Origin of the sequence: Nonomuraea spiralis, from assembly GCF_014648435.1 — a bacterium.
GTDB lineage: Bacteria > Actinomycetota > Actinomycetes > Streptosporangiales > Streptosporangiaceae > Nonomuraea > Nonomuraea spiralis.
The window spans coordinates 315,876-339,709 of record NZ_BMRC01000008.1 but is presented as its reverse complement, the minus strand read 5'-3'; the positions used below and the strand labels follow the sequence as shown (position 1 = coordinate 339,709).

The following is a 23,834-nucleotide window of genomic DNA, read 5'->3' as shown; positions in this document are numbered from 1 at the left end:
GGGATGGTTCCGGTTGCGGATCCTGGGTGCCTCACCACGTTTTTCGAAGGCGAGGCACCTCATGAAGATCGTCCTGCCGCTCCCCGCCGAGCTGACCTCCCTGTTCGTCGTAGCCGTGGAGCAACTGCCGTTCGACGTCGACAGGTTCGTGCCGTGGCGTGTTCCCGGGCCGTACAGGAAGGCGGCCCGGGACGCGCTCGACGACCCGCCGGCCCTGGTGGTCTCCCACCGTCCGTCCCCTTGGCGATCCGCCGAGATCACCCTTCAGGGCGACGAGCGCCGGAGGCTGCGCCGGGCCGGGGAACACGTGCTGGTGTCCACCACCGCGCCCCCGCGTCGGCTGCCCGGCGCCGTACAGGTGGCCAGAGCCGTGGCCCGCGCCCTGGCCCGCCAGTGCGACGGGCTGCTGATCGACCCGCTGACCGCCACGGCCGTCCCCGCCTGCCCCCGGGAGCCGGGGGAGCCGCGCGACTTCCGCCTCGGCGACCATTGGCTCACCTGGGACACGCAGGTCCACGGCGACGCCACCTGCCCGCCGTGGGACCCGTCCGGCACGGCGGAGTGCGACTGCCTGCGCGTCACCTCGCGCGGCCTGAGCCGCTTCGCGCTGCCGGAGATCACCCTCGACGGCGTCGCCTGCGCCCACAGCCGGTGCGCGACCGGCCTCCTGCGCTCGGTGGCCCACCGCCTGGTCGCCGACCAGCTCGCCCACCTGAAGGCCCACCCGCTCGCCACCTGCCACGAGATCGACGACCTCCTGCGCATCCAGCCGTCCGGCCCGTTCCGGGGCGGCCCGCCCTTCGGCGTGCGGCTGACCCCCTGCGAGACGGAGCGGGGCGAGCCGGGCAGGACGGGCCGCATCCGCCGCCTGAAGGTCGGCCCCGCGCCGGGCACCGGCCGGCTCACCTGCCTCAGGGTCGGTCCGCCCTCGGGCTTCACCGGCTCACTCAACGACTGGCTCTGCACCGCCCACGACGTGCGACCGGCCCTCGCGGCATGAGCACTTCACGGGGCTGTGGCGGCGACGGTGACCGGGGTGTTCGCCAGGGTGTTCGCAGGGGTGTTCGCCGGGGTCCAGGTGCCCGGCGTCCAGTTCGCCGGGGTGCTTCAGCGGCTGAGGACGCGGACGAAGGTCTGTTCGAGGGTGGCCGTGGGGTCCGGGGTGGGGTGCGGGGTGCGCCAGGCGACGTACCCGTCGGGGCGGACCAGCACGGCGCCGCCCTCGCGCACGCCGTACCGGTCGCGCCAGCGGCCCTCCACGTCCATCAGCTCGTCGTCCACCAGGATGCGGGTGAGCTGGAGGCCCAGCCGCTCCTTGACCACGCGGCCGGCGTCCATCCAGACCTGGCCCCCGCTCTTGTCGGCCAGCAGGACGAACCCCGAGCCGAACAGGTCGATGGTCGAGATGCGCTGCCCCTCCCAGTCGAGCGCCACATGCGGGGCGCGGCTGCCGGGGCGGCCGTTCGGGATGCGCGGGTCCTCCAGAAGGGAGCCGTCGTCGCCGGGCTCCTCCAGGACCGCGGTCGAGTGGTACCGGTAGCCGAGCATCGCCTGGAGGAAGTCGTCCAGGGGCTCGGGATGGTCGGTGCGTTCGTCCACGGGCATCCGTACCGCGAGGTTGGCGAGCTGGGCGTCGGCGGTCAGGTTGCCGATCGGGCGGCGTTCGGCGTCGTAGGTGTCCAGGAAACCGGGGCCGGCCTGGCCGCTGATCACCAGCCAGAGGCGCCAGGCGATGTCGCAGCCGTCCTGGAGGGCGGTGCTGCCGCCCTGGCCGCCGGTGGGCGGCATGGTGTGGGCCGCGTCGCCGGCGAAGAACACACGGCCGGCGCGGTAGGTGTCGGCCACCACGTGAGCCAGGCTGAACGTCGCCGTGTCCAGCACCTGCACGTCCAGGTCGGGGACACCGGTCCCGACGCGGACGAGCTCGACGCAGCGTTCCTCGGTGAGGTCGCCGCCGTCCTTCGACAGGTCCTGGTTGACGCCGAGCACGTGCGCGCCCACGCCGGTGCCGGTGACGATGACGCCGGTGAACGTGCCGTTCTGGAGATACCAGACGATGACCTCGCGCTCGTTCACCAGGCCGGTCAGGTCGGCGTCGAACATGATCGACCGCATCTGGACGAGGTCGCCCTTGCCGGAGGTGGGGACGGCCAGCCGTTCCCGCAGCGGGCTCCGGTGGCCGTCGGCCGCCACTACGTAGTCGGCCCGTACGACGGTCTCGACGCCGTCGGCGGCGCGGATCACGGCGGTGACGCCGTCGTCGTCCTGGTCGAGGGAGATCAGCTCGGTGGAGAAACGCAGGTCGGCTCCGAGCTCTTCGGCGTAGGCGCGGAGCACCCGTTCGACCTCCGACTGGGGGGCGCCCACCCGGGGCACGGGGGTGAGGTCGGCGAGGGCCTCGAACTCGCCCTGGTCCTCGAAGATCATGTTCGGGTCGGGGTCGGCCAGCGACTTGGCGATCGCGATCCGCATGGAGTCGCCGATGCCCGTCCAGATGTCGGCGAACGTCTGCTCGATCCCTGGAAGCGGGCGCAGCAGCTCGACCGCTCGCGGTCCCATGCCGAACGCCTTGGGCTGGATGGACGTGCTCGGGTGCCGTTCGACCAGCATGACGGGGACTTCACGCCACGCCAGCAGCGCCGCCGCGCTAAGACCGGCGTACCCGCCGCCGACCACCAGGACCGGCACTCGCTCTTGTCTCATTGCCTCCACCTCCGGGGGACAAGTAGTATCGCGTTCGACGTCCGAGCGACACGATATGTCGCGTCTGGATGGCGGTCAAGACATATCGCGATTTACCAAAGTCATCGGACCTTTCAGCTATCCACGTACTGCGAGCGCTTTCGCAGGTGGCACTCGCGAGCCTCTGGAAATCGGGCTGGGGGCGTCTATCGGGCGACGCTTCACGCGGTTGAGGCCGCGAACCGGCCTCGCCCCGGGAGCCGTGGACGCAACCCGTGGCTGGACGCAGGCGACTGTGTGACGGGCCTCGTGCTGAGGTTGAAGGTGGTTGCAAGGCGTCTTCGTGCTGGGGCTTTCAGGGCGTCGGCGGGCATCCGCCGCACCCGTGCCGCAGACCTACGTGCCGGGGAGAAGACCACCCGAGAGCGTGTGTGGCCTGGCCTTCCCAACACCCCGCCACCCGCGAACCTCAGCCTCACAACACCCACCAGCGCCCTCCCAGCCCTCCAGCCCGAGGTGCCCCTCTGGGGGCCGCCGTACGGGCCTCACCGCTGCACACCCGGTCTGGAGGTTCGCAGGCCGAGGGGTGATCCCGGCCCGTGCGGGCGGGGTGTACGGGGGAAGCGTCGTTCGACGGGTGTTGAAGCGGCCTGGGGGCCTGCTGGGAGGTGGTCGCCAGGTGCGAACTTGTGCCTCACCGCATCCCGGCCCCGCTCGCTGGCGATCCGGGGGCGTTGTGCGGGCTCGCCGCCGGAATGGTGGCGGGAGTTAGGAGAGGTGGCGTTCGAGGGATTCCAGTTTTGTGGTCATGCCGTCGGTCACGCCGGCGCGGAGGTCGGCCTTGAGGACCAGGCTGACCCTGGGGGCGACTTCGGCCACCGCGTCCACCGCGCGCCTGACCACGTCCATCACCTCGTCCCACTCACCCTCGATCGTGGTGAACATCGCGTCCGTACGGTTGGGCAGGCCGCTGTCGCGCACCACCTTGACGGCGCGGGCGACCGGTTCGGCGACTCCCTCGCCGACTCCCAGCGGGGTGATGGAGAATGCCACGATCATGCGACAGATCCCTCGTGTGACGGAATGCGGCTGGATGGGATCGATCGTAGCCGGGGCGAAGAGCCACGACGCGGGTGGGGCGCCGTGGCTGATCGCCGTACGTCACACGTGGTCGTGGTCGTGCTCTTCCTCGTCCTCGTCCTCGCTCGGCCCTTCGGACGGCTCCACCCCGAGAACGGCCTCGCGGGGCTCGATCTCGGTGATGTGGTCCACGAGCTGCAGCACGTGGTCGGGCTCGATCAGCCACTGCAGCGCCGAGGCGCCCGTCTCGTCGGAGTTGACCAGGTCGGCCTGCTCCGAACGCTCCTCGTCGCTGAGGTCGGCGTCGGGATGCCTGATCTCGGCCAGCGCCGCCGCCTGCAGCGCGTTCACGTCGAGCACCTCGACGGTCAGTTCGACCGTAAGGCGCAGGAACTTCGGTTCATCACTCATGGCGACGATGCTAGGGCAGCTTCCACTCGACAGGTGCGGCGCCTTGCTGGGTGAGCAGCTCATTGGCGCGGCTGAACGGCCGCGAGCCGAAGAAGCCGCTGCGCGCCGACAGCGGGGACGGATGCGCCGACTCGATGCGCGGCACGCTGCCGAGCATCGGCGCGAGATTGCGGGCGTCACGGCCCCACAGGATGGCGACCATCGGCTTGTCGCGGGCCACGAGCGCGCGGATCGCCTGCTCGGTGACCTGCTCCCAGCCCTTGCCCCGGTGGGAGGCGGGCTTGCCCGGCAGGACCGTCAGGACCCTGTTGAGCAGCAGCACACCCTGCTCGGCCCACGGGGTCAGGTCGCCGTTGGCCGGGCGGGGGAGGCCGAGGTCGGCCTCCATCTCCTTGTAGATGTTGAGCAGGCTCCCGGGCAGCGGCCGCACCTCGGGCGCCACCGAGAACGACAACCCGACGGGGTGGCCGGGCGTGGGGTAGGGGTCCTGCCCCACGATCAGCACCTTGACGTCGTCGAAGGGCTGGTTGAACGCGCGCAGGACGTTCGGACCCGCAGGCAGGTACTGCCTGCCCTCGGCGATTTCCTTGCGGAGGAACTCACCCATCAGGGAGATCTGCTCGGATACGGGCTCAAGAGCCTGAGCCCATCCGGCTTCGACGACTTCATGCAAAGGACGACCGGCCATGGCCGTGAAGCTTATCTAGGTCTGGTACGGCTTGCCGCCCAAACGGGTGGGCAAGCCGTACCGGAATGATCACAAGGCCGGTTTGCCAGGCTGGAACAACCAGGCGTCGAAGAGGGGGCCGAGCCGCTTGCCGGACACGCGTTCGGCCAGGGCGACGAAGGCGGCGGTGTCGGCGTTGCCGTACCGGTGCTCGCTCGCCCACGTGCGCAGGATCGTGAAGAACGCCTCGTCGCCGACGGTCCGGCGCAGGACGTGCAGGGTCGCGGCGCCGCGGTCGTAGACCGGGTCGTGGAAGAGCCCGGCGGCGTCGCCGGGATCGGCGGTGGGCATCTGCCAGAACTCGTCGTCGGCGGGCTTGGCGTAGACGCTGTCGAAGGAGGTCTGCACGGTACGGCTGCCGATCTTCTCCAGCCAGAGCCATTCGGCGTACGTCGCGAAGCCCTCGTTCAGCCAGATGTCGCGCCACAGCGTGGGTGTCACCGAGTCGCCGAACCACTGGTGGGCCAGCTCGTGGGCGAGTAGCGAGTCGCTCGGCGCCACCGGGTAGATGGGCCGGGTCTGGGTCTCCAGGGCGTAGCCGACGTTCGGCGCGTGGTCCACGATCCCGCCGGTGGAGGAGAAGGGGTACGGGCCGAAGAGGGAGCTGAAGTAGTCGAGGACCGGGGCGTGGCGTTCGGCGAAGTCCGTCGCCTTGTCGGCCAGTTTGGGGTCCACGGCGGTGATCACTCGGTAGCCGCCGACCCTGGTGTCGGTGAGCCGGAACTTCCCGATCGTCACCGTGGCCAGGTAGCTCGCCATGGGCTCGCGGGCGTCCCACACGTACGTGGTCCGGCCGCCGGCCGAGGTCCGCGACACCAGGTCCCCGTTGGCCACCGCGACCCTGGTGCTGGGGACGGTCACCGCGAACCGGTACGTCGCCTTGTCCGTCATGTGATGGTTGCCGGGGTACCAGGTCATCGCGCCCTGGGGCTCGTTGGCGTTGAAGACGCCGTCGCCGGTCCGGATCCAGCCGTCCCTTGAGCCGTCGGGGTCGAGGACGTACGTGGGGCGGCCGTCGTACCGGACGACGACGGAGAAGGTTCGTCCGGAGGCCAGCGTGGCGGCGGGGGTGACGATCAGCTCCGAGCCGCTGCGCGCGAAGGCGGCGGCCCGGCCGTCCACGGTCACCGAGCGCACCGAGAGCGTGGCGACGAGGTCGAGGTCGAAGCGGCTCAGCGCCTGGGTGGCGCGGGCGGTGACGGCGGCGACGCCGGTCAGGACGTTCGAGGAGGGGTCGTAGTCGAGGGCGAGGTCGTAGTGGCCGGCGTCGTAGCCGCCGTTCCCCTGGTCGGGGAAGTACGGGTCGCCCGCCCCGGGAGCGCCGGGGCTGCCGCCGAGCGCGACGGCGGGGGGGAGGGGTAAGGAGATGAAGGCCGCTGCTGCCAGGGCGAGGAGACGCTTCATGAACAATCATCGGAGGTTCGGTCGAACCTGTTACGGGCGCCCGCCTGCCCCCCTCGGGAGGCGGGCGCCCGCCGGGAATGGCCTACTTGACGGAACCGGCCATCATGCCCTGGACGAAGTACCGCTGGAACGCGAAGAACAGCGCCAGCGGGATGATCAGCGACAGGAACGCGCCGGAGGAGAGGATGTCAACGTTCGACCCGAACTGCCGCATCTGCGACTGCAGGGCCTTGGTCATCGGCTGGTTGTCGGTGTTGGCGAACACGAGCGCGATGAGCATGTCGTTCCACACCCACAGGAACTGGAAGATGCCGAGCGAGGCGATCGCCGGCTTGCCCAGCGGGAACACGACCTGCGCGAAGATCTTCCACTCCGGTGCGCCGTCCATCCGGGCCGCCTCCAGCAGCGAGGCCGGGATGCCGACGAAGAAGTTGCGCAGCAGGAAGATCGCGAACGGCAGGCCGAACGCCGTGTGGAAGAGGACCACGCCGGGGATCGTGCCGAAGATCCCGATGCCGCCGTAGAAGGCCGCGACGGGGATCAGCGCGATCTGGATGGGCACGATCAGCAGGCCCACCACGACCAGGAACGCCGTGTCCCGCCCGCGGAACTCCATCCACGCGAACGCGTACGCCGCCATGGCCGCGATGCCGATCACGAGGACCGTGGTCGGCACGGTGATGGCCACCGTGTTCCAGAACGACGAGGTGAAGCCGCTGGCCAGCAGGTTCTTGTAGTTGGCCAGGGTCAGCTCGGCGGGCTTGGTGAAGATCGTCCACCAGCCCTCGGCGTTGTTCACCTTCACGGTGCGCATGGAGACGACCAGCAGGCCCAGCGTCGGCACCAGCCAGAACAGGCCGAGCAGGATCATGATCACCTGGACGGCCCCGCCGCCCAGGCGGTCCACGATCCGGCCCGCCAGGCCCCTGCGCGGCGCGCCCGACTCCCGCCTGTGGGCTGCGGTCACGGTCGCGGTCGTCATGAGTCTTCCCTCCTGAACCGGCGGATGTTCATGATCATGAAGGGAAGGACCAGGATGAGCAGGAACACCGCGAGTGCGCTGCCGAGCCCCTGGTTGTTCCCGCCGCCGAACGACACGCGCCACATCTCCAGCGCGACCACGTTCGACTGCGGCTGAACCGAGGCCGGCGCGATGATGTAGACCAGGTCGAACACCTTCAGCGTATTGATGATCATCGTCACGAAGACGACGAGCAGCACCGGCGACAGCAGCGGCACGGTGATCCGCCGGAACACCTGCCACTCGGTCGCGCCGTCGATGCGGGCGGCCTCCAGCGCGTCGCGCGGGATGGCCGCGAGTCCGGCCGCGATCAGCACCATCGCGAACCCGGCCCACACCCAGACGAACGCGCCGATGATCGCCGGCGTGATGAGCGCCGGGCCGAGCCAGGTCAGGCCGCCGTAGCTGGCCTGGAAGTTCGACTGCGGGAGCCGTACGACGTAGGAGCCGGCCGGCAGGCCCGTGAAGGTGAAGGAGCCGTCGGCGGCGGTTGTGGCGGTGCCCGCGACCTGGCCGTCCTTGACCGCCTCGACCGTCATGCCGGGCAGGCCCTTCTCGGTCGGGTCCACGGCGCCGCTCTGGCCGCCGCCGCCCTGCGTGAAGTCGAACCACACCGTCCCGGACACCGCGGAGCCGCCCGAGGGGGCGCGGGCCGGCTGCGCGTTGGACGGCATGATCTGCGGCTTGACGCCCACGATCGGGATCAGCACCGGCGTGCCCGCCTGGACGGGCTGCTTGGTGACGACCGCGCCGTTCTGCTCGTTCACCGGCGACTGGTCGCCGGTGCGGGGACGGGCCTCGGGATAACCCTGCGAGGAGGAGAACGTGTCGTGCACGGTGGTGAGCACGGCGTTCGCCAGCCCCTTGTCGGGGTCCTCCTCGTAGACGAGGCGGAAGATGACGCCGGCGGCCATCAGCGAGACGGCCATCGGCATGAACACGATCAGTTTGAACGCGGTCGACCACCTGATGCGCTCGGTCAGCACCGCGAAGATCAGGCCGAGCGTGGTGACCACGATCGGCGCCACGACCACCCAGATGAGGTTGTTGCGGATCGTGACGAGCATGCCGCCGTCACTGAAGATCGTGGCGTAGTTGCCCAGCCCCACGAACCCGCTGCCCGACGAGTCGAACAGGCTGCGGAAGATGGAGTAGACGATGGGGTAGACCACCCAGACGCCGAGCAGCAGAGCCGCCGGCAGGAGGAAGGCGATGGCGACCGCCGGCGATGGGCCGAGGCGTCGTCTCGTACGGGGGGTTTCAGCCGGTCCTGCGGAGGGCCCGCCCGCGATCTTCGCGGGCGGGACCGCCGGGCCGTCCAACCGTTCGGTCACGGCCTTACCTCTTTACTTCCAGGCCTTCTTGGCCTCGGCCTCGAGCGCGGCCTGCGCGCCCTTGACGTCGCTGGGGTTGCGCAGGAAGTCCTGCAGCACCTTCCACTCGCCCTTGCCGTCCGTGCCGCCGAAGGCGCTCGGCGCCAGGTCGGACATGTCGTAGCGGACGGCGTCACCGGCGGAGACGATCGTCTGGCCGAGCTGCTTGGTCAGCTCGTCGGGGTAGTTGTCGGGGGAGACGTTCTTGTTGGGCGACAGGTAGCCGGGGAGCTTGGCCCAGATCTCGCCGCCCTCCTTGGAGGCCAGGAACTGCACCAGGGCCATCGCGCCGGGGGAGTCCTTCATGACCACGGCCACGTCGCCGCCGAGCACGACCGGAGCGGTGTCGCCGGCCTTCGGGAACGGGAAGTACTTGGCGCCCTCGCCGACCTTGGCGCCGTCCTGGGTGGCCTGGGTGGCCACGAAGTCGGCCTCGATGACCATGGCGGCCTTCTTGTTGCCGTAGACCTTGGTCACGCAGGTCGGGAAGTCGGTCTGCAGCGCGCCGGAGGAGCCGTCGAGCACGAACTCCTTCTTGCCGGCGATCTGCGCGATCTTCTCCAGGGCGGTGGCGACGCTGGCGTCGGTCCAGGGGATCTCGTGCTTGGAGAGCTTGTCGTAGTTCTCCGGGCCGGCGGTGGACAGGTAGACGTTCTCGAACAGGTCGGTGAGCGTCCAGCCGGAGGCGCCGCAGAGGGAGAAGGGCGGGGTGCCGGAGTCGGCGATGGTCTGACCGGCCTTGATCAGCTCGTCCCAGGTGGTCGGCACCTGAACGCCGGCCTCCTCGAAGGCGTCGGAGCGGTACCAGACCAGCGACTTGTGCGCCGCCTTGATCAGCACGCCGTACACCTTGCCGTCGGCGGAGCCCAGCTCCTTCCAGTACGGGGTGTAGTTGGTGTCGATCTCCTGCGTGACCTCGGGGGTCAGCGGCTTGAGCGCGTCCTGCTTGGCGTACTGCTGAACCAGACCCGGCTGCGGGAGGATCGCGACGTCCGGCGGGTTCTTGCCCTGGATGCGCGGGCCGAGGTAGGCGCCGGTGTCCTCACCGGTGGAGGCGTACGTGACCGTGGCGCCCGTCTTGTCGGTGAAGGCCTTGAGCACCTGCTCGAAGTTCTTCTGCTCCGCGCCGGTCCACTTGGCGGCGACCTCGATCTTGACGCCTTCGAGCGTCTTGGCGCCGCCGGCGGGGCTGGCCGGTGCCGACTCCGAGGCGGAGGGGGTCGTCGTCGTCGGGGCGTTGCCGCAGGCGGCGACGGCTACCGCGAGCCCTGCCAGGATCACTGCTGCTCTGGCTTTACGCATGGCTTGCCTCACTGGGTTCTGATGATCTCTTCGAGTTCTGACTTCATGGAGGCCGCGACGTCGTCAGCGGACTCCTTCGCAGGATTGGCCAGGGCTTTGGTGACCGAGCTGGCGATCACCAGGCTCACCTGGTTGTAGTTGGCGCTCACCGGCCGTGGCTTCGCGGCGAGGATGCTCTCCTTGAGCACGGGGAGGTACGGGAAGCGCTTGATCAGGCCCGGGTCGTCGTACAGCTCGGTCCACACGGGCGGGAAGGAGCCCTCGGTGAGGACGCGACGTTCGTTCTCCAGGCTGGTGAAGTAGCGGATGAACTGCTGTGCGGTGTGCTGGTACTTGGAGTAGGCGCTGACGGCCAGGTTGATGCCGCCGAGCGTGCTGGATCCGGGGCCGTTCAGTCCGGGCAGCCGGGTCACGGCGAACCGGTCGCCCAGCTTGGCCCTGGCCGGGCCGTAGGCGTGCGGCCAGTTGCGGGCGAACGCCAGCCTCCCCTCCTGGAAGGCCAGGCGGGTCTCCTCCTCCTTGAAACGCAGGGAGTCGTCGGTGATCCAGCCCTCCCGCAGGCCCTGCATCAGGAAGTCGAGCGCGATTCTCCCCTTGGCCGGATCGAGGGTCACCTCCGTGCCGTCGTGGTTGAGAATCTGCCCGCCCGCCGACTGCACCGCCTCGGAGAAGTTCACCGTCAGGCCCTCGTAGGCGAGGAGCTGGGTGGCGTACCCGCCGAGGTCACGCTTTTTCGTCACTTCTCGTGCTTTATCGCGAAGCTCCGCCCAAGTCTGGGGCGGTTTCTTGATCAAGTCGGTCCGGTAGTAAAGCAGTCCCGCGTTGCTGGTGTACGGGACGGCCCAAAGCTTGCCCTTGTAGACGGCCGTGTCCACGACGGGCGGCAGGAACCTGTCGAGCGGGAAGAGCCCGCGCTCCAGGGGGATGATCCAGCCGTTCTCCGCGAACTCGGCGGTCCACACCACGTCGAGCCCCAGCACGTCGTACCGGTTGCTCTGGGCTTGGAGGTTGGCCACCATCTGCGCACGTTGCTCGTCGGCGGCCTCGGGCAGCTCCAGCAGCGTCACCTTCTCGGCCGGGTGGGCCTGGTTCCAGCGGTCCAGCAGGGGTTGCAGGTACGCCGTGGTGTCGCGTCCGGTGGCGAAGGTGATCGGGCCTGTGCCGCCCGTTCCCGTCTCGCCGCCGCCCTCGTCACCCGCCACCGTGCATCCGGCCGCCAGCAGGACGACCAGGACGAACGAAAGCGGGCGCAGCACTCTGTTTCCTCCACATTCAGCGGGGCTACATACGTGTTAGGTAGATGCATTCATGTTATGCACACCTGTAATCTGATGGTCAACGGAAACCTACGTAACGCTCACGTAACACAAAGCGGGGAGGTGAGGCGTGCGGCTTCACCTGCTGGCGCTCCTGGCCAAGGAACCGGCCCACGGCTACGAGCTCAAACAGGCCCTCGAGCAGACATTCGGCAGCGCCTACCCCTCCCCGAACATCGGCCAGATATACGTGACCCTCGGCCGGCTGGAGAAGGACGGGCTGGTCAGGGCCGTCGACGTCGAACAGTCCAACCGGCCGAACAAAAAGGTCTACTATCTGACCGCGAAGGGCCGCGACCTGCTCTCCATCTGGGTCGACGAGCCCACCGAGGGGCCCAGGGTGCGCGACGAGTTCTTCATGAAGCTCGTGCTCGCGCCGCTCACCGGCATCGCCGACCGGATGGCGCTGATCAACCGCCAGCGCCGCCACTACCTGTCGCTCATGGGCGACCTCAACGACCTGCTTTCCCGTACGGCGCCCACCGACAGGGTCGCCCTGCTGCTGATCGAAGGCGCCATGCTGCACCTGCAGGCCGATCTTGACTGGTTGGAGCGATGCCAGGAGGATCTGGCATGAGCTCGGTCCTAAAAGCGGTCAATCTGGTCAAAATCTACCAGGATGGCGCGGTGCCGGTCCCGGCCGTGCGCGGGGTGGACCTCCAGGTCGAGCCGGGTGAGTTCGTTGCGATCATGGGGCCGTCCGGCTCGGGCAAGTCCACGCTCGTGCACATGCTCGGCGGGCTCGACGCGCGTACCAGCGGCGAGATCTGGCTCGACGGGCAGCGGGTCGACACCCTGTCCGAGAGCGCCTGGGCGCTGCTGCGGCGCAAGAAGGTCGGCTTCGTCTTCCAGTTCTTCAACCTGGTCGCCAACATGACCGTCGGCGACAACGTCGAGCTGCCCGCGTTGCTGGCCGGGGCCTCGCCCAAAGTGGCCCGCGAGCGGCGGGAGAGCCTGCTCGGCGCGCTCAACCTGGCCGACCGCGCCGGAGCCTCGCCCGCCCAGCTTTCTGGCGGCGAGCAGCAGCGCGTCGCGCTGGCCAGGGCGCTGGCCAACAAGCCAAGCCTGCTGCTGGCCGACGAACCGACCGGCAACCTCGACAGCCGCAACACGCGCGACGTGCTGCGCCTGCTCGGCGACGTGCACAAAGAGGGGCAGACGATCGTCATGGTCACCCACGACGCCCGGGTGGCCAGCCTGGCCGACCGGCTGGTGTCGCTGTCCGACGGCGAGATCGTCGACGACGGCCGCATCGCCCGCCGCCGTAACCGCACCGCCGGCGAGGTGATCGACCTCCGATGAGCACCACCCGGGCCGGGAGCCGGTGGATCAGGGCCGACCTGCGGGCGAGGAAGGGCCAGGCGGTGCTCACCGTGCTGGTCGTGGCCGGGATCGTGGCCGCCCTGATCACCGCCGCGACCCTCCTGGAGGACGGCACCAACCCCTGGCGCAGCCTGTCGGCCCAGACCGACGGCGCCCACGTCTGGGTCTACACTGACGACGCCCCGGACGTCGCCCTCGACCGCATAGACGGCGTCACGGGCGTCGCCGGGCCCTACCGCTCGGCCCCCGTCACCGTGGCCCAGGAGGGCAAGAAGGAGCCCGCGTCGCTGCGCGCGATGCCCGCCGCGCCGTCGCCGGTGGCCCACCCCGTACTGGCCGAGGGGAGGTGGCTCGACGCCGGACAGCCCGACGGCGTGGTCGTCGAGCACTCCTTCGCCAGGTCGCTGGGCCTGGCGATCGGCTCGCCTTTCACGGTCATCGCGCTCAGCGGCGAGCGCCACGCCCTCTACGTACGCGGTGTCGTCGACTCGGCCGACCAGGGCTTCTACCCCGAGTGGACGCCGGGCCTGGCCTGGGTGCTGCCCGCCACGCTCGACCGCATCGAGCCCATGCTGGGCCGCAGCGAATGGGTGACCGGTCTGCGCCTGACCGACCCCGACGCCAGCCAGGTCGTCGCCCAGCGCGTCGTCGTGATGCTGGAGGACAGACTCCAGCGCGTCTACACCTGGCGCGAGGTCAGGGCCGCGATGGAGCTGGACAACCGGCTGCTCGGCACGCTGCTCGCGCTGTTCGGCGTCGTGGGCATGGTCGCGGCGGCGCTGGCACTGGCCAACGCGGCCGGCGGCCGGGTGCTCGGCCAGCTGCGCGACCTGGCCACGCTCAAGTCCATGGGCTTCACCGGCGGCCAGGTCGCCCTGCTGCTCCTGGTCGAGCACGGCGCGCTCGGACTGCTCGGCGTGGGTCTCGGCGCGCTGGCGGGCTGGGGGGCGACGGTGGTCGTGCTGGGCACGTACTCGGCCGCGCCGGTGCCGGTGCTGGCCATCGTGGCGGGCACGACGCTCGTGGTGCTCGGCGCGGTGGGCGTGCCCGCCTGGCGGGGCGCGCGCACACCGCCGATCCCCGCCGTACCGGCCTCGCCGCCGCGCGGCCACCTGTCCAGGCTGGCCCGCCTCGGCCTCCTCGTACGCCTCCCGCCCGCCCTGATCCTCGGCACCCGCGACGCCTTCACCAGGCGCGTGCCGGCGTTCCTGACGGCGTTCGGACTGGCCGTGCCGATGATGATGATCACGATCGGCCTCGGCGTCTGGTCCACCCTCGACAACTTCCTCAGCCACCCCGAGCAGGTCGGCCAGCACGCCAGCCTGTACGTACGCCCCGGCAAGCAGATGGAGTCGGCCGACGCCAAACGCATCGCCGAACGCGACCGCGACGTGCGCTCGGTCTACCCGGGCACCGACGTGAACGCCCTGGCCCCGGGCGAGGCCCGGTCGGTCCGGGTACGGGCCGTCGGCAGCTCGGCCGACCCCTACCCCTTCCCCGTCGTGGAGGGCCGGGGCTACACCGAGCCTGGCGAGGCGGTGGCCGGACAGGGCCTGCTCGACCTCCTGGGCGTCCGGATCGGCGACCGGGTACGCCTGACCGTGGGCGGCTCGCCGCTGATCGTCCGGATCGTCGGCCGTACGGTCGAGCCCGACCTGGACGGCGAGGTGCTCTCGGTGGGCCTAGACAGCCTGGCCGCCAAGGACTCCGTGCCGCCCCAGTACTACGCGCTGGCCCTGCGGCCGGGCGCGGACAAGGCGGAGGTGCGCGCGAGGCTGCTGGCGGACTCGGCGGAGGGGCTCGACGTGCAGGCCGCGGTCAACCCGGCCGACCGGCTGTCGATCATCAGAGTGGTGATCGTGGCGCTGATCGGCGTGCTGGCCCTGATCGGGCTGGCCAACCTGCTCACCGCGAGCGCGATCGGGTTGCGTGACCACGCCTTCGACCTGGCCGTGCTCAAGGCCATGGGGCTGACGCCACGCCAGGTCATGGCCACGCTGGTGACCGGTACGGGCCTGCTGGTCGTGCTCGGCGTCGGCGCCGGCACGGCGGTGGGGGCGTCGGTGGTGGTGGGGCTGATCGATCTCCAGGGTCACACGAGCGGCGTGGGCGCCGGCATCGGCCGCGCGCCCGCGCCGCTGACCCTGATCGTGGCCGTGGTCGCGGCCGTGGGCACGGCCCTCGCGGTGGCGATCATTCCCGCCCGCCGCGCGGCCCGTGCCCAGGTGCCCGTCACTTCGCGCTGATCTCCTCGGGCTTCAGCGCGAACCAGTAGAACCCGTGGCCCGGCAGGGTCAGCAGGTAGGGCAGCTCACCGATCCTCGGGAAGCGCACCCCGCCGCGGGCCTCGACCGGCACCATGCCCTCGAACCGGCGCAGGTCCAGCTCGACGGGCTGCGGGAACTTCGACAGGTTGTTGACGCACAACATCACGTCGTCGCGGTCCTCGCGCACGTACGTGAGCACGCACGGGTTGGAGGACCACATCTCGGTGTAGGCGCCGGTCCCGAACACCGCGTGGTTCTTGCGGATCTCCAGCATGCGCCGGGTGAAGTGCAGCAGTGAGCCCTCGTGGCGCTGCTGTGCCTCCACGTTGACCGCCTGGAAGCCGTAGATCGGGTCCATGACGGCGGGCAGGTAGAGGCGGCCCGGGTCGGCCGAGGAGAACCCGGCGTTGCGGTCGGGGCTCCACTGCATCGGCGTACGGACCGAGTCGCGGTCCTCCAGCCAGATGTTGTCGCCCATGCCGATCTCGTCGCCGTAGTACATGACCGGCGAGCCGGGCAGCGACAGCAGCAGGGCCGTGAACAGCTCGATCAGGTCCCTGTTGTTGTCCAGCAGGGGCGCGAGGCGCCGCCTGATGCCGAGGTAGGCCCGCATGCGCGGGTCCTTGGCGTACTCGTTGTGCATGTAGTCGCGCTCTTCCTCGGTCACCGTCTCGAGCGTGAGCTCGTCGTGGTTGCGCAGGAAGATGCCCCACTGTGCCGTGTCGGGCAGCTTGGGGGTGCGGGACATGATCTCGGAGATCGGCTCGCGGGTCTCCTTCTTCACCGCCATGTAGATGCGCGGCATCAGCGGGAAGTGGAAGGCCATGTGGCACTCGTCGCCGCCGGTGGTGGGGTCGCCGAAGTACTCGACGACGTCCTCGGGCCACCCGTTGGCCTCGGCCAGCAGCACGCGGTCGGGGTAGAGCCGGTCGACCTCCGAGCGGATCTTCTTCAGGTACGCGTGCGTCTCCGGCAGCCCGGAGCACGCGGTGCCCTCACGCTCGAACAGGTACGGGACCGCGTCCAGGCGGAAGCCGTCGATGCCCAGGTCCAGCCAGAACCGCAGCACCTCCAGCATGGCCTCCTGCACCGCCGGGTTGTCATAGTTCAGGTCCGGCTGGTGGTGGAAGAAACGGTGCCAGTAGTACTGCTTGCGCACCGGGTCGTACGTCCAGTTGGACTCCTCGGCGCCGATGAAGATGATGGGCGCGTCCGGATAGCCCGTGGGCTCGTCCGACCAGACGTAGAAGTCCCCGTAGGGCCCCTCCGGGTCATGCCTGGAGGCCTGGAACCACGGGTGCCTGTCGCTGGTGTGGTTCATGACGAGGTCGGTGATGATCCGCAGACCCCGCTCGTGCGCGGCCTCGATCAACTGGACGAAGTCCCCCAGGTCACCAAAATCCGGGAGGATCTTCATATAGTCCGAAATGTCATAACCGCCGTCGCGCAGCGGCGACTCGTACAGCGGCAACAGCCAGAGGCAGTCCACGCCGAGCCATTCAAGGTACCCGAGCTTCTCGATGAGACCGCGCAGGTCCCCCGTACCGTCGCCGTTGGAGTCCTTGAACCCCCGGACGAGAACCTCGTAGAACACCGCCCGCTTGTACCATCGCGGATCTTCGGAGACGAACGCCTCAGAGATCGACTCCGGTGATGGGGATGCGTTGATCATGATGTCGCTCACAGGAAGAGATGTGGGCAGGACGAAGTCACCGGTTACCCCGGCGTTCTTAGCTGGTGACCGCGCCGCGTGGAGTCGTCATCCCTGCGAACTCCATGCCCTCGAACGAGACCGGATTTGTGATCTGGTGCCCGTTTGTTGCGGCGCTTACGGGCCGAACACTACCAGCCCGTTGGCTTTCCGGAACCCGCTTCTGCTGTGCGACGTGTAATACCCGCGAGATCAGTATGTAATCGCCCTGTTACCCAGAGTTCGCTAAAAAGGCGGCGTGACGTCCGGGAGGTCGTTCTCGAAGTCGTTCAGCCAGAGTCCGAAAAGCACCAGCCCGCGCACCCAGAACCGGTCGTTCCAGCCGCTGAACCGGGTCAGGGCGTCGGGACCGCCGGCGATCATCTCGTGCAGCTCGTCGGAGAACATTCCGGGCACGCGCCGGGCCACCACGTCGAGCATCCCGTGGGAGTAGGCCCGCGCCGGGGCCGCCGTGGAACGCAGGGGCACCCGCTGGAGCGGCTGCTTGACCACGTTCGTGGAGGGCAGCGCGGCCACCCTCGGGTTGGCCGCGTGCAGCACCTCGCGGTAGAAGCGGCCCTTGTCCTTGCGCCCGACGCCGACGCTGAGCGCGGCGTCGAAGAAGGCGGGGTGGATGAACGGCGCCGCGAACGACGCCTCCGGGCCCACCAGGTTGACCGCGGAACGCGCGATGCCGCGCACGGTCCTGGTGTGCAACACCGACAGCGGCAGCTCGGCCCGGTGCCCGTGGAGCATCGAGGTGGCCGCCGCGAACTGCTCGCGCACGGTCTCCTCCATCCACTGCGCGGCGGCCTTGGACAGGAACGGCTGCGTGGGCGCCCCGAGCGACAGCGAGCCCAGCAGCGCCGCCGAGCGTTCGGCCTGCGTCCTGGCCTCCAGGGCGGCGCCGCTGACCATGAAGTTCTTCAGCAGCGGACCGCCGGCCAGGCCGTCCACCAGGATCCGGCCCGAGCCGTGCACCTCCTTGGCGAAGGGCGCGTACCAGGCGTGGTGCGGGGTCAGGTACTCCAGCCTGCGGGCCACTTCGGCGGCGTCGCCGGGGTAGGCGGCGGCGTCCTGGGTGATCACCCGGTGCGGGATGCCCAGCTCGCGGGTGATCGACCTGGCGAAGGCGATGTCGGTGTCGGTGCCGTCGTCGGGGCTGGTGGTCCACGACTCGACGTCGGCGCCGCGGGCCATGGCCACGCTCGCCAGCAGGCGCGAGTCGTAGCCGCCGCTGACCGGTACGAGCAGTTTGCGCCCGTCGTAGTCCTCGTAGACGTGGTGCAGCAGCTCGACGATCTCCTCGGCGCTGGTCCAGGCCTCGTACGGCTCGGTGCGCAACCAGCGCGGCAACCGGCGCTCGGTGGACAACCGGCCGTGCTCGAACACCAGCGCGCTCGACCCCGGCAGGCGCCTGACCTCCCGGTACGGGGTCGCCTCGCCCATCGGGAACGTCACCTGGATGATCGAGGCCCACGCCGCCCAGTCGATCTCGATGGGCACCAGGCTGAGCAGCGGCTGGATCAGCGAGGAGAAGTAGACCGCGTCGCCCTGGCGTACGTAGTAGACGTCGACCAGGCCGAGCGCGCCCGCGTGCAGCGTCACCCGCGCGCCGTCGCCGACGAGGCCGGGCGTCTCGTACGTCTCCGCGACCGTGATCCAGTCCTCGGCCGCAGCGGGCTTGCGCTCACCCCATGAGAACGCGAACGCGCCGCCCGCCCGGTGGTAGGGCGGCAGCGGCGCGGAGCTGAACAGCGCGGCCTCGTCCGTCTGGAGCGCGGGCCGCACCTTGGGGCCCGCGGCGGTGAGTTTGCCCAGTATGGAGGTGTCGATCCGACCGAGAGCGCCGCATACATAGGGTCGCACGTTGAACTGCACCGGATCTCATCCCTTCGAGACGCTTCCTGCAAAAGAGTATCCTTTGCCGGGCTAAGAGAGCGGAGGTCCCGGTTGTCTACCGAGCTGGAAAGCACGCGTCGGGCGTTGCGGGAGGCTGTCGCGCAGGCCGAGCGCGCGGCCGAACTGGCCAGGCTGCTGGACGCCGCGCAGTCCAGGCTGGCGGCGGCCGAGGAGAACGCCGAGGAGGTCAGGAAGCTGGCCGAACGGCTGAGCGAGACCGAGGAGCGGCTGGAGGTCGAGCGGGCCGCGGCCGACAAACTGCGCAGGGAGCTGGCCGAGCAGCGCTTCCAGGCCGAGGTGGCCAACTGGAAGTTGTCCTCGATCAAGGTCGCCCGCTGGAACCGGCTGGGCGACGCGATCAAGAGCGGCAGGAACAACCCGATGCGCCTGGCCAAGGGGCTCAGGGGCGCGGCCAAGCCGGTCAAGCGGCCGATCGCGCCCAAGCGCAGGCCGGTGGCCGCCCAGGGCGGCAAGGAAGCGCGTCCAGGGGCCTCCTTCCAGGCCACCAGCACGACCAGGACGCTGGGCGGGGCCTCGTTCAAGCTCAAGCCGTACCGGGTGCCCACCGGGCCCAACACCCGGCCGCACCTGACCGCGGCCGTGATCGCCGATCCGCACGTCGAGGCGCTGCTGCGCTACGAGTGGCGCCAGACGACCGGCTTCACGCCGCGCGACTTCGCCAGGGTGTTGCCGCTGGAGGTGCCCCACCTGCTCGTGGTGGAGTCCGTCACGCAGGGCCCGTGGCTGGAGGAGCTGACCGGCGAGCCGGGCGAGGGGCTCAAGGCGCTGCTGGCCTGGTGCGCCGAACGCGGCATCCGCACCGTCTTCTGGCACACGCAGGGCGACGTCGCCGACTACGCCGCCGCCGCTGCGCTGTTCGAGCACCGCTTCACCAACGACACCACCGTCGCCTGGCCGCGCCTGCACTTCGGCGTGCAGCCGCGGGTGCACAACCCGCTGCCGCTGGCCGGCGGGCGCATCGACCGCGTGCTCACGCTCGACCAGCTCCTGCCGCCGCACCTGGCCTATCCCGACGCTCTCACCTCCTATCGCTGGCCCGCGGCGGCCGACTGCCCGCCGGGCACACCCCAGTGGCGGCTGGCCGAGATCGCGGCCTGCGGCACGCCGATCGGCACCGAGCCCGACTCACGGCGGGCGCACGTGGCGCTGCGGCGGGCGTACGACATGGGGACGATGACCGAGCGCGTGGACGAGCTGCTGGAGGCCGTCGGGCTGCCCTGCGTACGCGCCACGCTGAACACCTCCGTGTTGCTGCCCGTCCTCGACCCGGCGCTGATGGAGCACGCGCTGGCCCAGGTGGCCAGGCAGTCGGACGTCGCCCAGGTCGTCGTCATCGGCCCGCCCGAGGCCGAGCTGCGCGCCCGTGACGTGCTGATCGACGCCGAGGTCCTGTACCGGCGGCCGCACCCGGCGATGTCCGAGGGCGCGATGCTGGCCAAGGGCCTCGACCTGTGCGAGGCCGACCTCGTCGCGGTCATGGACCCGCGCGACGTGTACGGCTCCAACTACCTGTCGGACCTGCGCCGGGCGTTCCTGTTCAGCACGGCCGACATCGTGGGCAAGGCCGCCTTCTACGCCCACCTGCGCAAACCCCAGGCCACCCTGCTCAAGCAGCCGGACGCCGAGTACGCCTACCTCCCCGAGATCGCCGGAGCCACCCTGCTGGCCCGCAGGAACACCCTGCGCGAGGTGGGCTTCGCCGACCTCACCGAGGGCTGGGACGAGGTCATGATGCGGCAGTGCCGCACCGACGGCGTCAAGGTGTTCTCCGCCGACCGGTTCGGTTACGTACGGGTGCGCGACGAGGACCGCTGGCTGCTCGGCGCGGCCCACCTGGTCGAGTACGGCTCGGCGGAGCCGCACGCGCTGATCTGACGCCTACGCTGAGGTCATGATCGACCTGCTGGCCGAGGTGCTGGGGGAGCCGCCGGCGCCCGACGGCACGTGGGAGCGGGAGGCCGTCTACGTGTCGGCCGCCGCGCTGCGCCGCCGGATCCCCCCGCACGACCTGGCCGCGCGGGTACGTGCCGTGCCCGGCGTGGCCGGGGCCGAGGTGCGGGGGAACGGCTTCCTGCGGATCGTCGTGGCAGAGCCGGGGCGGCTCGTCGAGTCGGTGATCCCGCCGGACCTGCCCGAGCCGGCCTGGCCCGACTTCCCCCGTACCTGGGACAACCCCGGCTTCGTGGTCCGGTACGGCCACGCGCGCGCCTGCGCGGTGCGGCGGTGGGCCGGGGCGCTCGGGGTGCCGCTCACCGGGTTCCGGCCCGAACTCCTCGACGGCCCCTACGACCGGCGGGTGTTGCGGGTGCTGGCCGAACTGCCCGGACGGGCCGTGAGCCGCGACCCCGGTTGGGAGAGTTACCTGGTCCGGCTGGCGCTGGCCTACCACGACGCCCACGAGCACGCGCCCGCCGTCCCGGTGGGGGACGAGCCCGTCCGGCCGGTGCACACGGCGCGGTTGAGGCTGGCGGAGGCCGTACGGGTGGTACTGGTGGGACCGGAAAGACTGTGATGTATCGGAAAATATCCGGCCAAACCGCGAAAAATCGTAAAAATATCGCTTGTGGACCTTGATCGCGTCTCGATACGTGGGCATCGGTCCTGGGAGGGGCGGCGATTCCGATAGCCTCGTTCGGGTGAGTCGATTCGTCCATCCAGCCGGGGACCGGCACGCCGAGATGCTGCCCCACGAGCGCCCGCCGATGGCGCCCGCCGACCTCAACCGGATCAATCCCGCGATCTGGCCCCGAACGTCGACCCGGACCGATGGCACGCTCACTGTCGGCGGCGTCGACGTGCGCGATCTGGCCCGCGAGCACGGCACCCCGCTCTACGTGCTCGACGAGTCCGACGTGCGCTCCCGGATGCGCGACTACGCCACGGCCTTCCAGGGCTCCGAGGTCCACTACGCGGGCAAGGCGTTCCTGTGCAAGGAGATCGTGCGCTGGCTGGCTGAGGAAGGGCTCGGGCTCGACGTCGCCAGCGGCGGCGAGCTGGCGGTGGCGCTCAGCGTCGGCTTCCCGCCCGAGCGCATCACCCTCCACGGCAACAACAAGTCCAAGGCCGAGCTGACCCGGGCCCTCGAGTGCGGCGTCGGGCACATCGTGGTCGACTCCTACGAGGAGATCGCCCGCCTCGGCTACCTCGCCGAGCAGCTCGGCAAGCGGCCCAAGGTGATGATCCGGGTGACCACCGGGGTCGAGGCCCACACCCACGAGTTCATCGCCACGGCCCACGACGACCAGAAGTTCGGCCTGTCGCTCAACACCGGGGCCGCCGCCGAGGCCGTGCGCCGCATCCTCGCCCTGCCGCAGCTCGACCTGGTCGGGCTCCACTCCCACATCGGGTCGCAGATCGTCGACACGGCCGGGTTCGAGGTCGCCGCGCGGCGCCTGGCCACGCTGCTCGTGCAGATCAAGGACGAGCACGGCGTGGTCCTGCCCGAGCTCGACCTCGGCGGCGGCTACGGCATCGCCTACGTCGAGGGCGACGAGGCCCCCGACATCAAGGAGCTGGCCGACGGCCTGCGCGAGATCGTCGCCAAGGTCTGCGTCGACGCCGGCCTGCCGGTGCCGCGCCTGACCGTCGAGCCGGGGCGCACGATCGTCGGCACGGGCGGCATCACCCTCTACGAGGTGGGCACGGTCAAGGACGTCGAGGGGCTGCGCTCGTACGTCAGCGTCGACGGCGGCATGAGCGACAACGTGCGCACCGCCCTCTACGGCGCCGAGTACACCGCCGCCCTCGTCAGCCGCGCCAGCGACGCCGAGCCCATGCTCAGCCGCCTGGTCGGCAAGCACTGCGAGAGCGGCGACATCATCGTGCGCGACTTCTACCTGCCCGCCGACCTGGCGCCGGGTGACCTGGTCGCCGTGGCCGCGACGGGCGCCTACTGCCGTTCGCTGGCCAGCAACTACAACTACCTGCCCAGGCCCGCCGTGGTCGCCGTCGCCGACGGCCGGGCCAGGGTGATCGTGCGGGGCGAGACCGAGGACGACCTGTTGAGGGGGCAGCTGTGAAACCGCTGAAAGTGGCTCTGCTGGGCTGCGGCGTCGTCGGTTCCCAGGTCATCAGGCTCCTGCACGAGCAGGCCGACGACCTGGCCGCGCGCATCGGCGCGCCGCTCGAGCTGGCCGGCGTGGCCGTGCGCAGGCTCGGGCGCAAGCGCGACATCGACGTCGACCCGGCGCTGCTCACCACCGACGCCGAGTCCCTGGTCACCCGCGACGACATCGACATCGTCGTCGAGGTGATCGGCGGCATCGAGCCGGCCCGCACGCTCATCGTCGCGGCCCTCGAACGCGGCAAGTCGGTCGTCACGGCCAACAAGGCCCTCCTGGCCGAGGACGGCTCGTCCCTGCACGAGGCGGCCCGCCGGGGCCACGGCGACCTCTACTTCGAGGCCAGCGTCGCGGGCGCGATCCCGCTGCTGCGCCCGCTGCGCGAGTCGCTGGCCGGCGACCACGTCAAGCGCGTGCTCGGCATCGTCAACGGCACCACCAACTACATCCTCGACAAGATGGACACCACGGGCGCGTCCTTCACCGACGCCCTGGAGGAGGCCCAGACGCTCGGCTACGCCGAGGCCGACCCGACGGCCGACGTCGAGGGCTTCGACGCCGCCGCCAAGGCCGCCATCCTGGCCGGTCTGGCCTTCCACAGCCGGGTCACCGCCGACAAGGTCCACCGCGAGGGCATCACCGACATCACCGCGACCGACGTCGCCTCCGCCAAGGCCATGGGCTACGTCATCAAGCTGCTGGCCATCTGCCAGCGCTCCGACGACGGCCACTCCTTCGGCGTACGGGTGCACCCGGCGATGATCCCGCGCACGCATCCGCTCGCGGGGGTGCGCGAGGCGTACAACGCGGTGTTCGTGGAGGCGGAGTCGGCCGGGCAGCTCATGTTCTACGGCAAGGGCGCCGGCGGCGCGCCCACGGCCTCGGCCGTGCTCGGCGACCTCGTGGCGGTGGGCCGCAACCGCCTGGCCGGCACCCACGGCCCCGAGGAGTCGACCTACGCCGACCTGGCCGTCCACCCGATGGGCGACACGGTCACGCGCTGCCACGTGGCGCTCGACGTGGCCGACAAGCCGGGCGTGCTGGCCCGGGTGGCCGACCTGTTCGCCAAGCACGACGTGTCGATCCAGACCGTCCGCCAGGAGGGCCACGGCGACGACGCCCAGCTCGTCATCGTCACCCACCGCGCCACCGACGCCGCCCTCACGGCGACCATGGAAGGGCTGCGCGAGCTCGACATCGTCCGCGCGGTCGCCAGCGTGATGCGCGTGGAGGGCGACGACTGACGCCTGCCCC

The 23,834-nt window shown here is 70.3% G+C and carries 19 protein-coding genes; 8 read left to right on the top strand and 11 right to left on the bottom strand.

Annotated elements, in window-relative coordinates:
* The first annotated feature begins 61 nt into the window (after window positions 1-61).
* The gene (locus IEZ27_RS22150; protein ID WP_189648959.1) at window positions 62-1,000 is read left to right on the top strand and encodes a hypothetical protein; all 939 of its coding nucleotides are present in this window, start codon (window positions 62-64) and stop codon (window positions 998-1,000) included.
* A gap of 107 nt (window positions 1,001-1,107) precedes the next feature.
* Here IEZ27_RS22150 and IEZ27_RS22145 read toward each other — a convergent pair whose 3' ends face one another.
* From IEZ27_RS22145 to IEZ27_RS22105, 9 genes are all read right to left on the bottom strand, one after another.
* Window positions 1,108-2,703: an FAD-dependent monooxygenase gene (locus IEZ27_RS22145; RefSeq protein WP_189648958.1), complete on the bottom strand. Its 1,596-nt coding sequence runs from the start codon at window positions 2,701-2,703 to the stop codon at window positions 1,108-1,110.
* Window positions 2,704-3,450: 747 nt separating this feature from the next.
* Window positions 3,451-3,741 (bottom strand): MTH1187 family thiamine-binding protein, encoded by a 291-nt coding sequence (locus IEZ27_RS22140; RefSeq protein ID WP_125631734.1) that lies wholly within the window; start codon window positions 3,739-3,741, stop codon window positions 3,451-3,453.
* A 102-nt stretch (window positions 3,742-3,843) separates the two neighbouring features.
* Window positions 3,844-4,173 carry a hypothetical protein gene (locus IEZ27_RS22135; protein ID WP_125631732.1) on the bottom strand — a complete coding sequence of 110 codons (330 nt, stop codon included), beginning with the start codon at window positions 4,171-4,173 and terminating at the stop codon, window positions 3,844-3,846.
* Window positions 4,174-4,183: 10 nt separating this feature from the next.
* Complete coding sequence (locus tag IEZ27_RS22130; protein WP_125631730.1) at window positions 4,184-4,861, bottom strand: uracil-DNA glycosylase; 678 nt, start codon at window positions 4,859-4,861, stop codon at window positions 4,184-4,186.
* 69 nt (window positions 4,862-4,930) lie between these two features.
* Window positions 4,931-6,304, bottom strand: a complete 1,374-nt coding sequence (locus tag IEZ27_RS22125) for a M1 family metallopeptidase (RefSeq protein WP_189648957.1) — start codon at window positions 6,302-6,304, stop codon at window positions 4,931-4,933.
* An 82-nt stretch (window positions 6,305-6,386) separates the two neighbouring features.
* Window positions 6,387-7,286 (bottom strand): carbohydrate ABC transporter permease, encoded by a 900-nt coding sequence (locus IEZ27_RS22120; protein ID WP_125631726.1) that lies wholly within the window; start codon window positions 7,284-7,286, stop codon window positions 6,387-6,389.
* Window positions 7,283-8,659: an ABC transporter permease gene (locus tag IEZ27_RS22115; RefSeq protein WP_189648956.1), complete on the bottom strand. Its 1,377-nt coding sequence runs from the start codon at window positions 8,657-8,659 to the stop codon at window positions 7,283-7,285. The genes IEZ27_RS22120 and IEZ27_RS22115 overlap by 4 nt, the downstream gene beginning before the upstream one ends.
* A gap of 12 nt (window positions 8,660-8,671) precedes the next feature.
* Window positions 8,672-10,000, bottom strand: a complete 1,329-nt coding sequence (locus IEZ27_RS22110; RefSeq protein ID WP_189648955.1) for an ABC transporter substrate-binding protein — start codon at window positions 9,998-10,000, stop codon at window positions 8,672-8,674.
* An 8-nt stretch (window positions 10,001-10,008) separates the two neighbouring features.
* Window positions 10,009-11,256, bottom strand: coding sequence for an ABC transporter substrate-binding protein (locus IEZ27_RS22105; protein ID WP_229824213.1), 1,248 nt, complete (start codon window positions 11,254-11,256; stop codon window positions 10,009-10,011).
* A 130-nt stretch (window positions 11,257-11,386) separates the two neighbouring features.
* On the opposite strand from IEZ27_RS22105, the gene IEZ27_RS22100 reads away from it, so the two are divergent.
* From IEZ27_RS22100 to IEZ27_RS22090, 3 genes are read left to right on the top strand one after another with little or no spacing between them, the layout of a single operon-like run.
* Window positions 11,387-11,893: a PadR family transcriptional regulator gene (locus IEZ27_RS22100; protein WP_189648954.1), complete on the top strand. Its 507-nt coding sequence runs from the start codon at window positions 11,387-11,389 to the stop codon at window positions 11,891-11,893.
* A complete protein-coding gene (locus tag IEZ27_RS22095; protein ID WP_189648953.1) occupies window positions 11,890-12,618 on the top strand; it encodes an ABC transporter ATP-binding protein in 729 nt (242 codons plus the stop codon). The genes IEZ27_RS22100 and IEZ27_RS22095 overlap by 4 nt, the downstream gene beginning before the upstream one ends.
* Window positions 12,615-14,885, top strand: a complete 2,271-nt coding sequence (locus IEZ27_RS22090; protein ID WP_189648952.1) for an ABC transporter permease — start codon at window positions 12,615-12,617, stop codon at window positions 14,883-14,885. Before IEZ27_RS22095 ends, IEZ27_RS22090 begins: the two co-directional genes overlap by 4 nt.
* Here the strand turns inward: IEZ27_RS22090 and treS are convergent.
* Window positions 14,872-16,578: a maltose alpha-D-glucosyltransferase gene (treS, locus tag IEZ27_RS22085; protein WP_125631716.1), complete on the bottom strand. Its 1,707-nt coding sequence runs from the start codon at window positions 16,576-16,578 to the stop codon at window positions 14,872-14,874. The two genes, IEZ27_RS22090 and treS, sit on opposite strands and share 14 nt — an antisense overlap.
* Window positions 16,579-16,842: 264 nt before the next feature.
* The gene (locus IEZ27_RS22080; protein ID WP_229824212.1) at window positions 16,843-18,465 is read right to left on the bottom strand and encodes an asparagine synthetase B family protein; all 1,623 of its coding nucleotides are present in this window, start codon (window positions 18,463-18,465) and stop codon (window positions 16,843-16,845) included.
* A gap of 117 nt (window positions 18,466-18,582) precedes the next feature.
* On the opposite strand from IEZ27_RS22080, the gene IEZ27_RS22075 reads away from it, so the two are divergent.
* The 4 genes from IEZ27_RS22075 to IEZ27_RS22060 all read left to right on the top strand — a co-directional run bounded on the left by IEZ27_RS22075 (window position 18,583) and on the right by IEZ27_RS22060 (window position 23,824).
* Window positions 18,583-20,394: a hypothetical protein gene (locus tag IEZ27_RS22075; protein WP_229824211.1), complete on the top strand. Its 1,812-nt coding sequence runs from the start codon at window positions 18,583-18,585 to the stop codon at window positions 20,392-20,394.
* Window positions 20,395-20,410: 16 nt separating this feature from the next.
* Complete coding sequence (locus IEZ27_RS22070; RefSeq protein ID WP_189648949.1) at window positions 20,411-21,031, top strand: anticodon-binding protein; 621 nt, start codon at window positions 20,411-20,413, stop codon at window positions 21,029-21,031.
* Window positions 21,032-21,155: 124 nt separating this feature from the next.
* A complete protein-coding gene (lysA, locus tag IEZ27_RS22065) occupies window positions 21,156-22,538 on the top strand; it encodes a diaminopimelate decarboxylase (protein WP_189648948.1) in 1,383 nt (460 codons plus the stop codon).
* The gene (locus IEZ27_RS22060; protein ID WP_229824210.1) at window positions 22,535-23,824 is read left to right on the top strand and encodes a homoserine dehydrogenase; all 1,290 of its coding nucleotides are present in this window, start codon (window positions 22,535-22,537) and stop codon (window positions 23,822-23,824) included. Before lysA ends, IEZ27_RS22060 begins: the two co-directional genes overlap by 4 nt.
* Window positions 23,825-23,834: the final 10 nt, after the last annotated feature.

What these genes read in the sequence shown, in the direction of transcription:
- IEZ27_RS22110 (WP_189648955.1), bottom strand. Translation starts at nt 10,000, where the DNA reads ATGCGTAAAGCCAGAGCAGCAGTGATCCTGGCAGGGCTCGCGGTAGCC.
- IEZ27_RS22135 (WP_125631732.1), bottom strand. Translation starts at nt 4,173, where the DNA reads ATGAGTGATGAACCGAAGTTCCTGCGCCTTACGGTCGAACTGACCGTC.
- IEZ27_RS22095 (WP_189648953.1), top strand. Translation starts at nt 11,890, where the DNA reads ATGAGCTCGGTCCTAAAAGCGGTCAATCTGGTCAAAATCTACCAGGAT.
- IEZ27_RS22070 (WP_189648949.1), top strand. Translation starts at nt 20,411, where the DNA reads ATGATCGACCTGCTGGCCGAGGTGCTGGGGGAGCCGCCGGCGCCCGAC.
- treS (WP_125631716.1), bottom strand. Translation starts at nt 16,578, where the DNA reads ATGATCAACGCATCCCCATCACCGGAGTCGATCTCTGAGGCGTTCGTC.
- IEZ27_RS22120 (WP_125631726.1), bottom strand. Translation starts at nt 7,286, where the DNA reads ATGACGACCGCGACCGTGACCGCAGCCCACAGGCGGGAGTCGGGCGCG.
- IEZ27_RS22140 (WP_125631734.1), bottom strand. Translation starts at nt 3,741, where the DNA reads ATGATCGTGGCATTCTCCATCACCCCGCTGGGAGTCGGCGAGGGAGTC.
- IEZ27_RS22130 (WP_125631730.1), bottom strand. Translation starts at nt 4,861, where the DNA reads ATGGCCGGTCGTCCTTTGCATGAAGTCGTCGAAGCCGGATGGGCTCAG.
- IEZ27_RS22125 (WP_189648957.1), bottom strand. Translation starts at nt 6,304, where the DNA reads ATGAAGCGTCTCCTCGCCCTGGCAGCAGCGGCCTTCATCTCCTTACCC.
- IEZ27_RS22090 (WP_189648952.1), top strand. Translation starts at nt 12,615, where the DNA reads ATGAGCACCACCCGGGCCGGGAGCCGGTGGATCAGGGCCGACCTGCGG.
- IEZ27_RS22145 (WP_189648958.1), bottom strand. Translation starts at nt 2,703, where the DNA reads ATGAGACAAGAGCGAGTGCCGGTCCTGGTGGTCGGCGGCGGGTACGCC.
- IEZ27_RS22150 (WP_189648959.1), top strand. Translation starts at nt 62, where the DNA reads ATGAAGATCGTCCTGCCGCTCCCCGCCGAGCTGACCTCCCTGTTCGTC.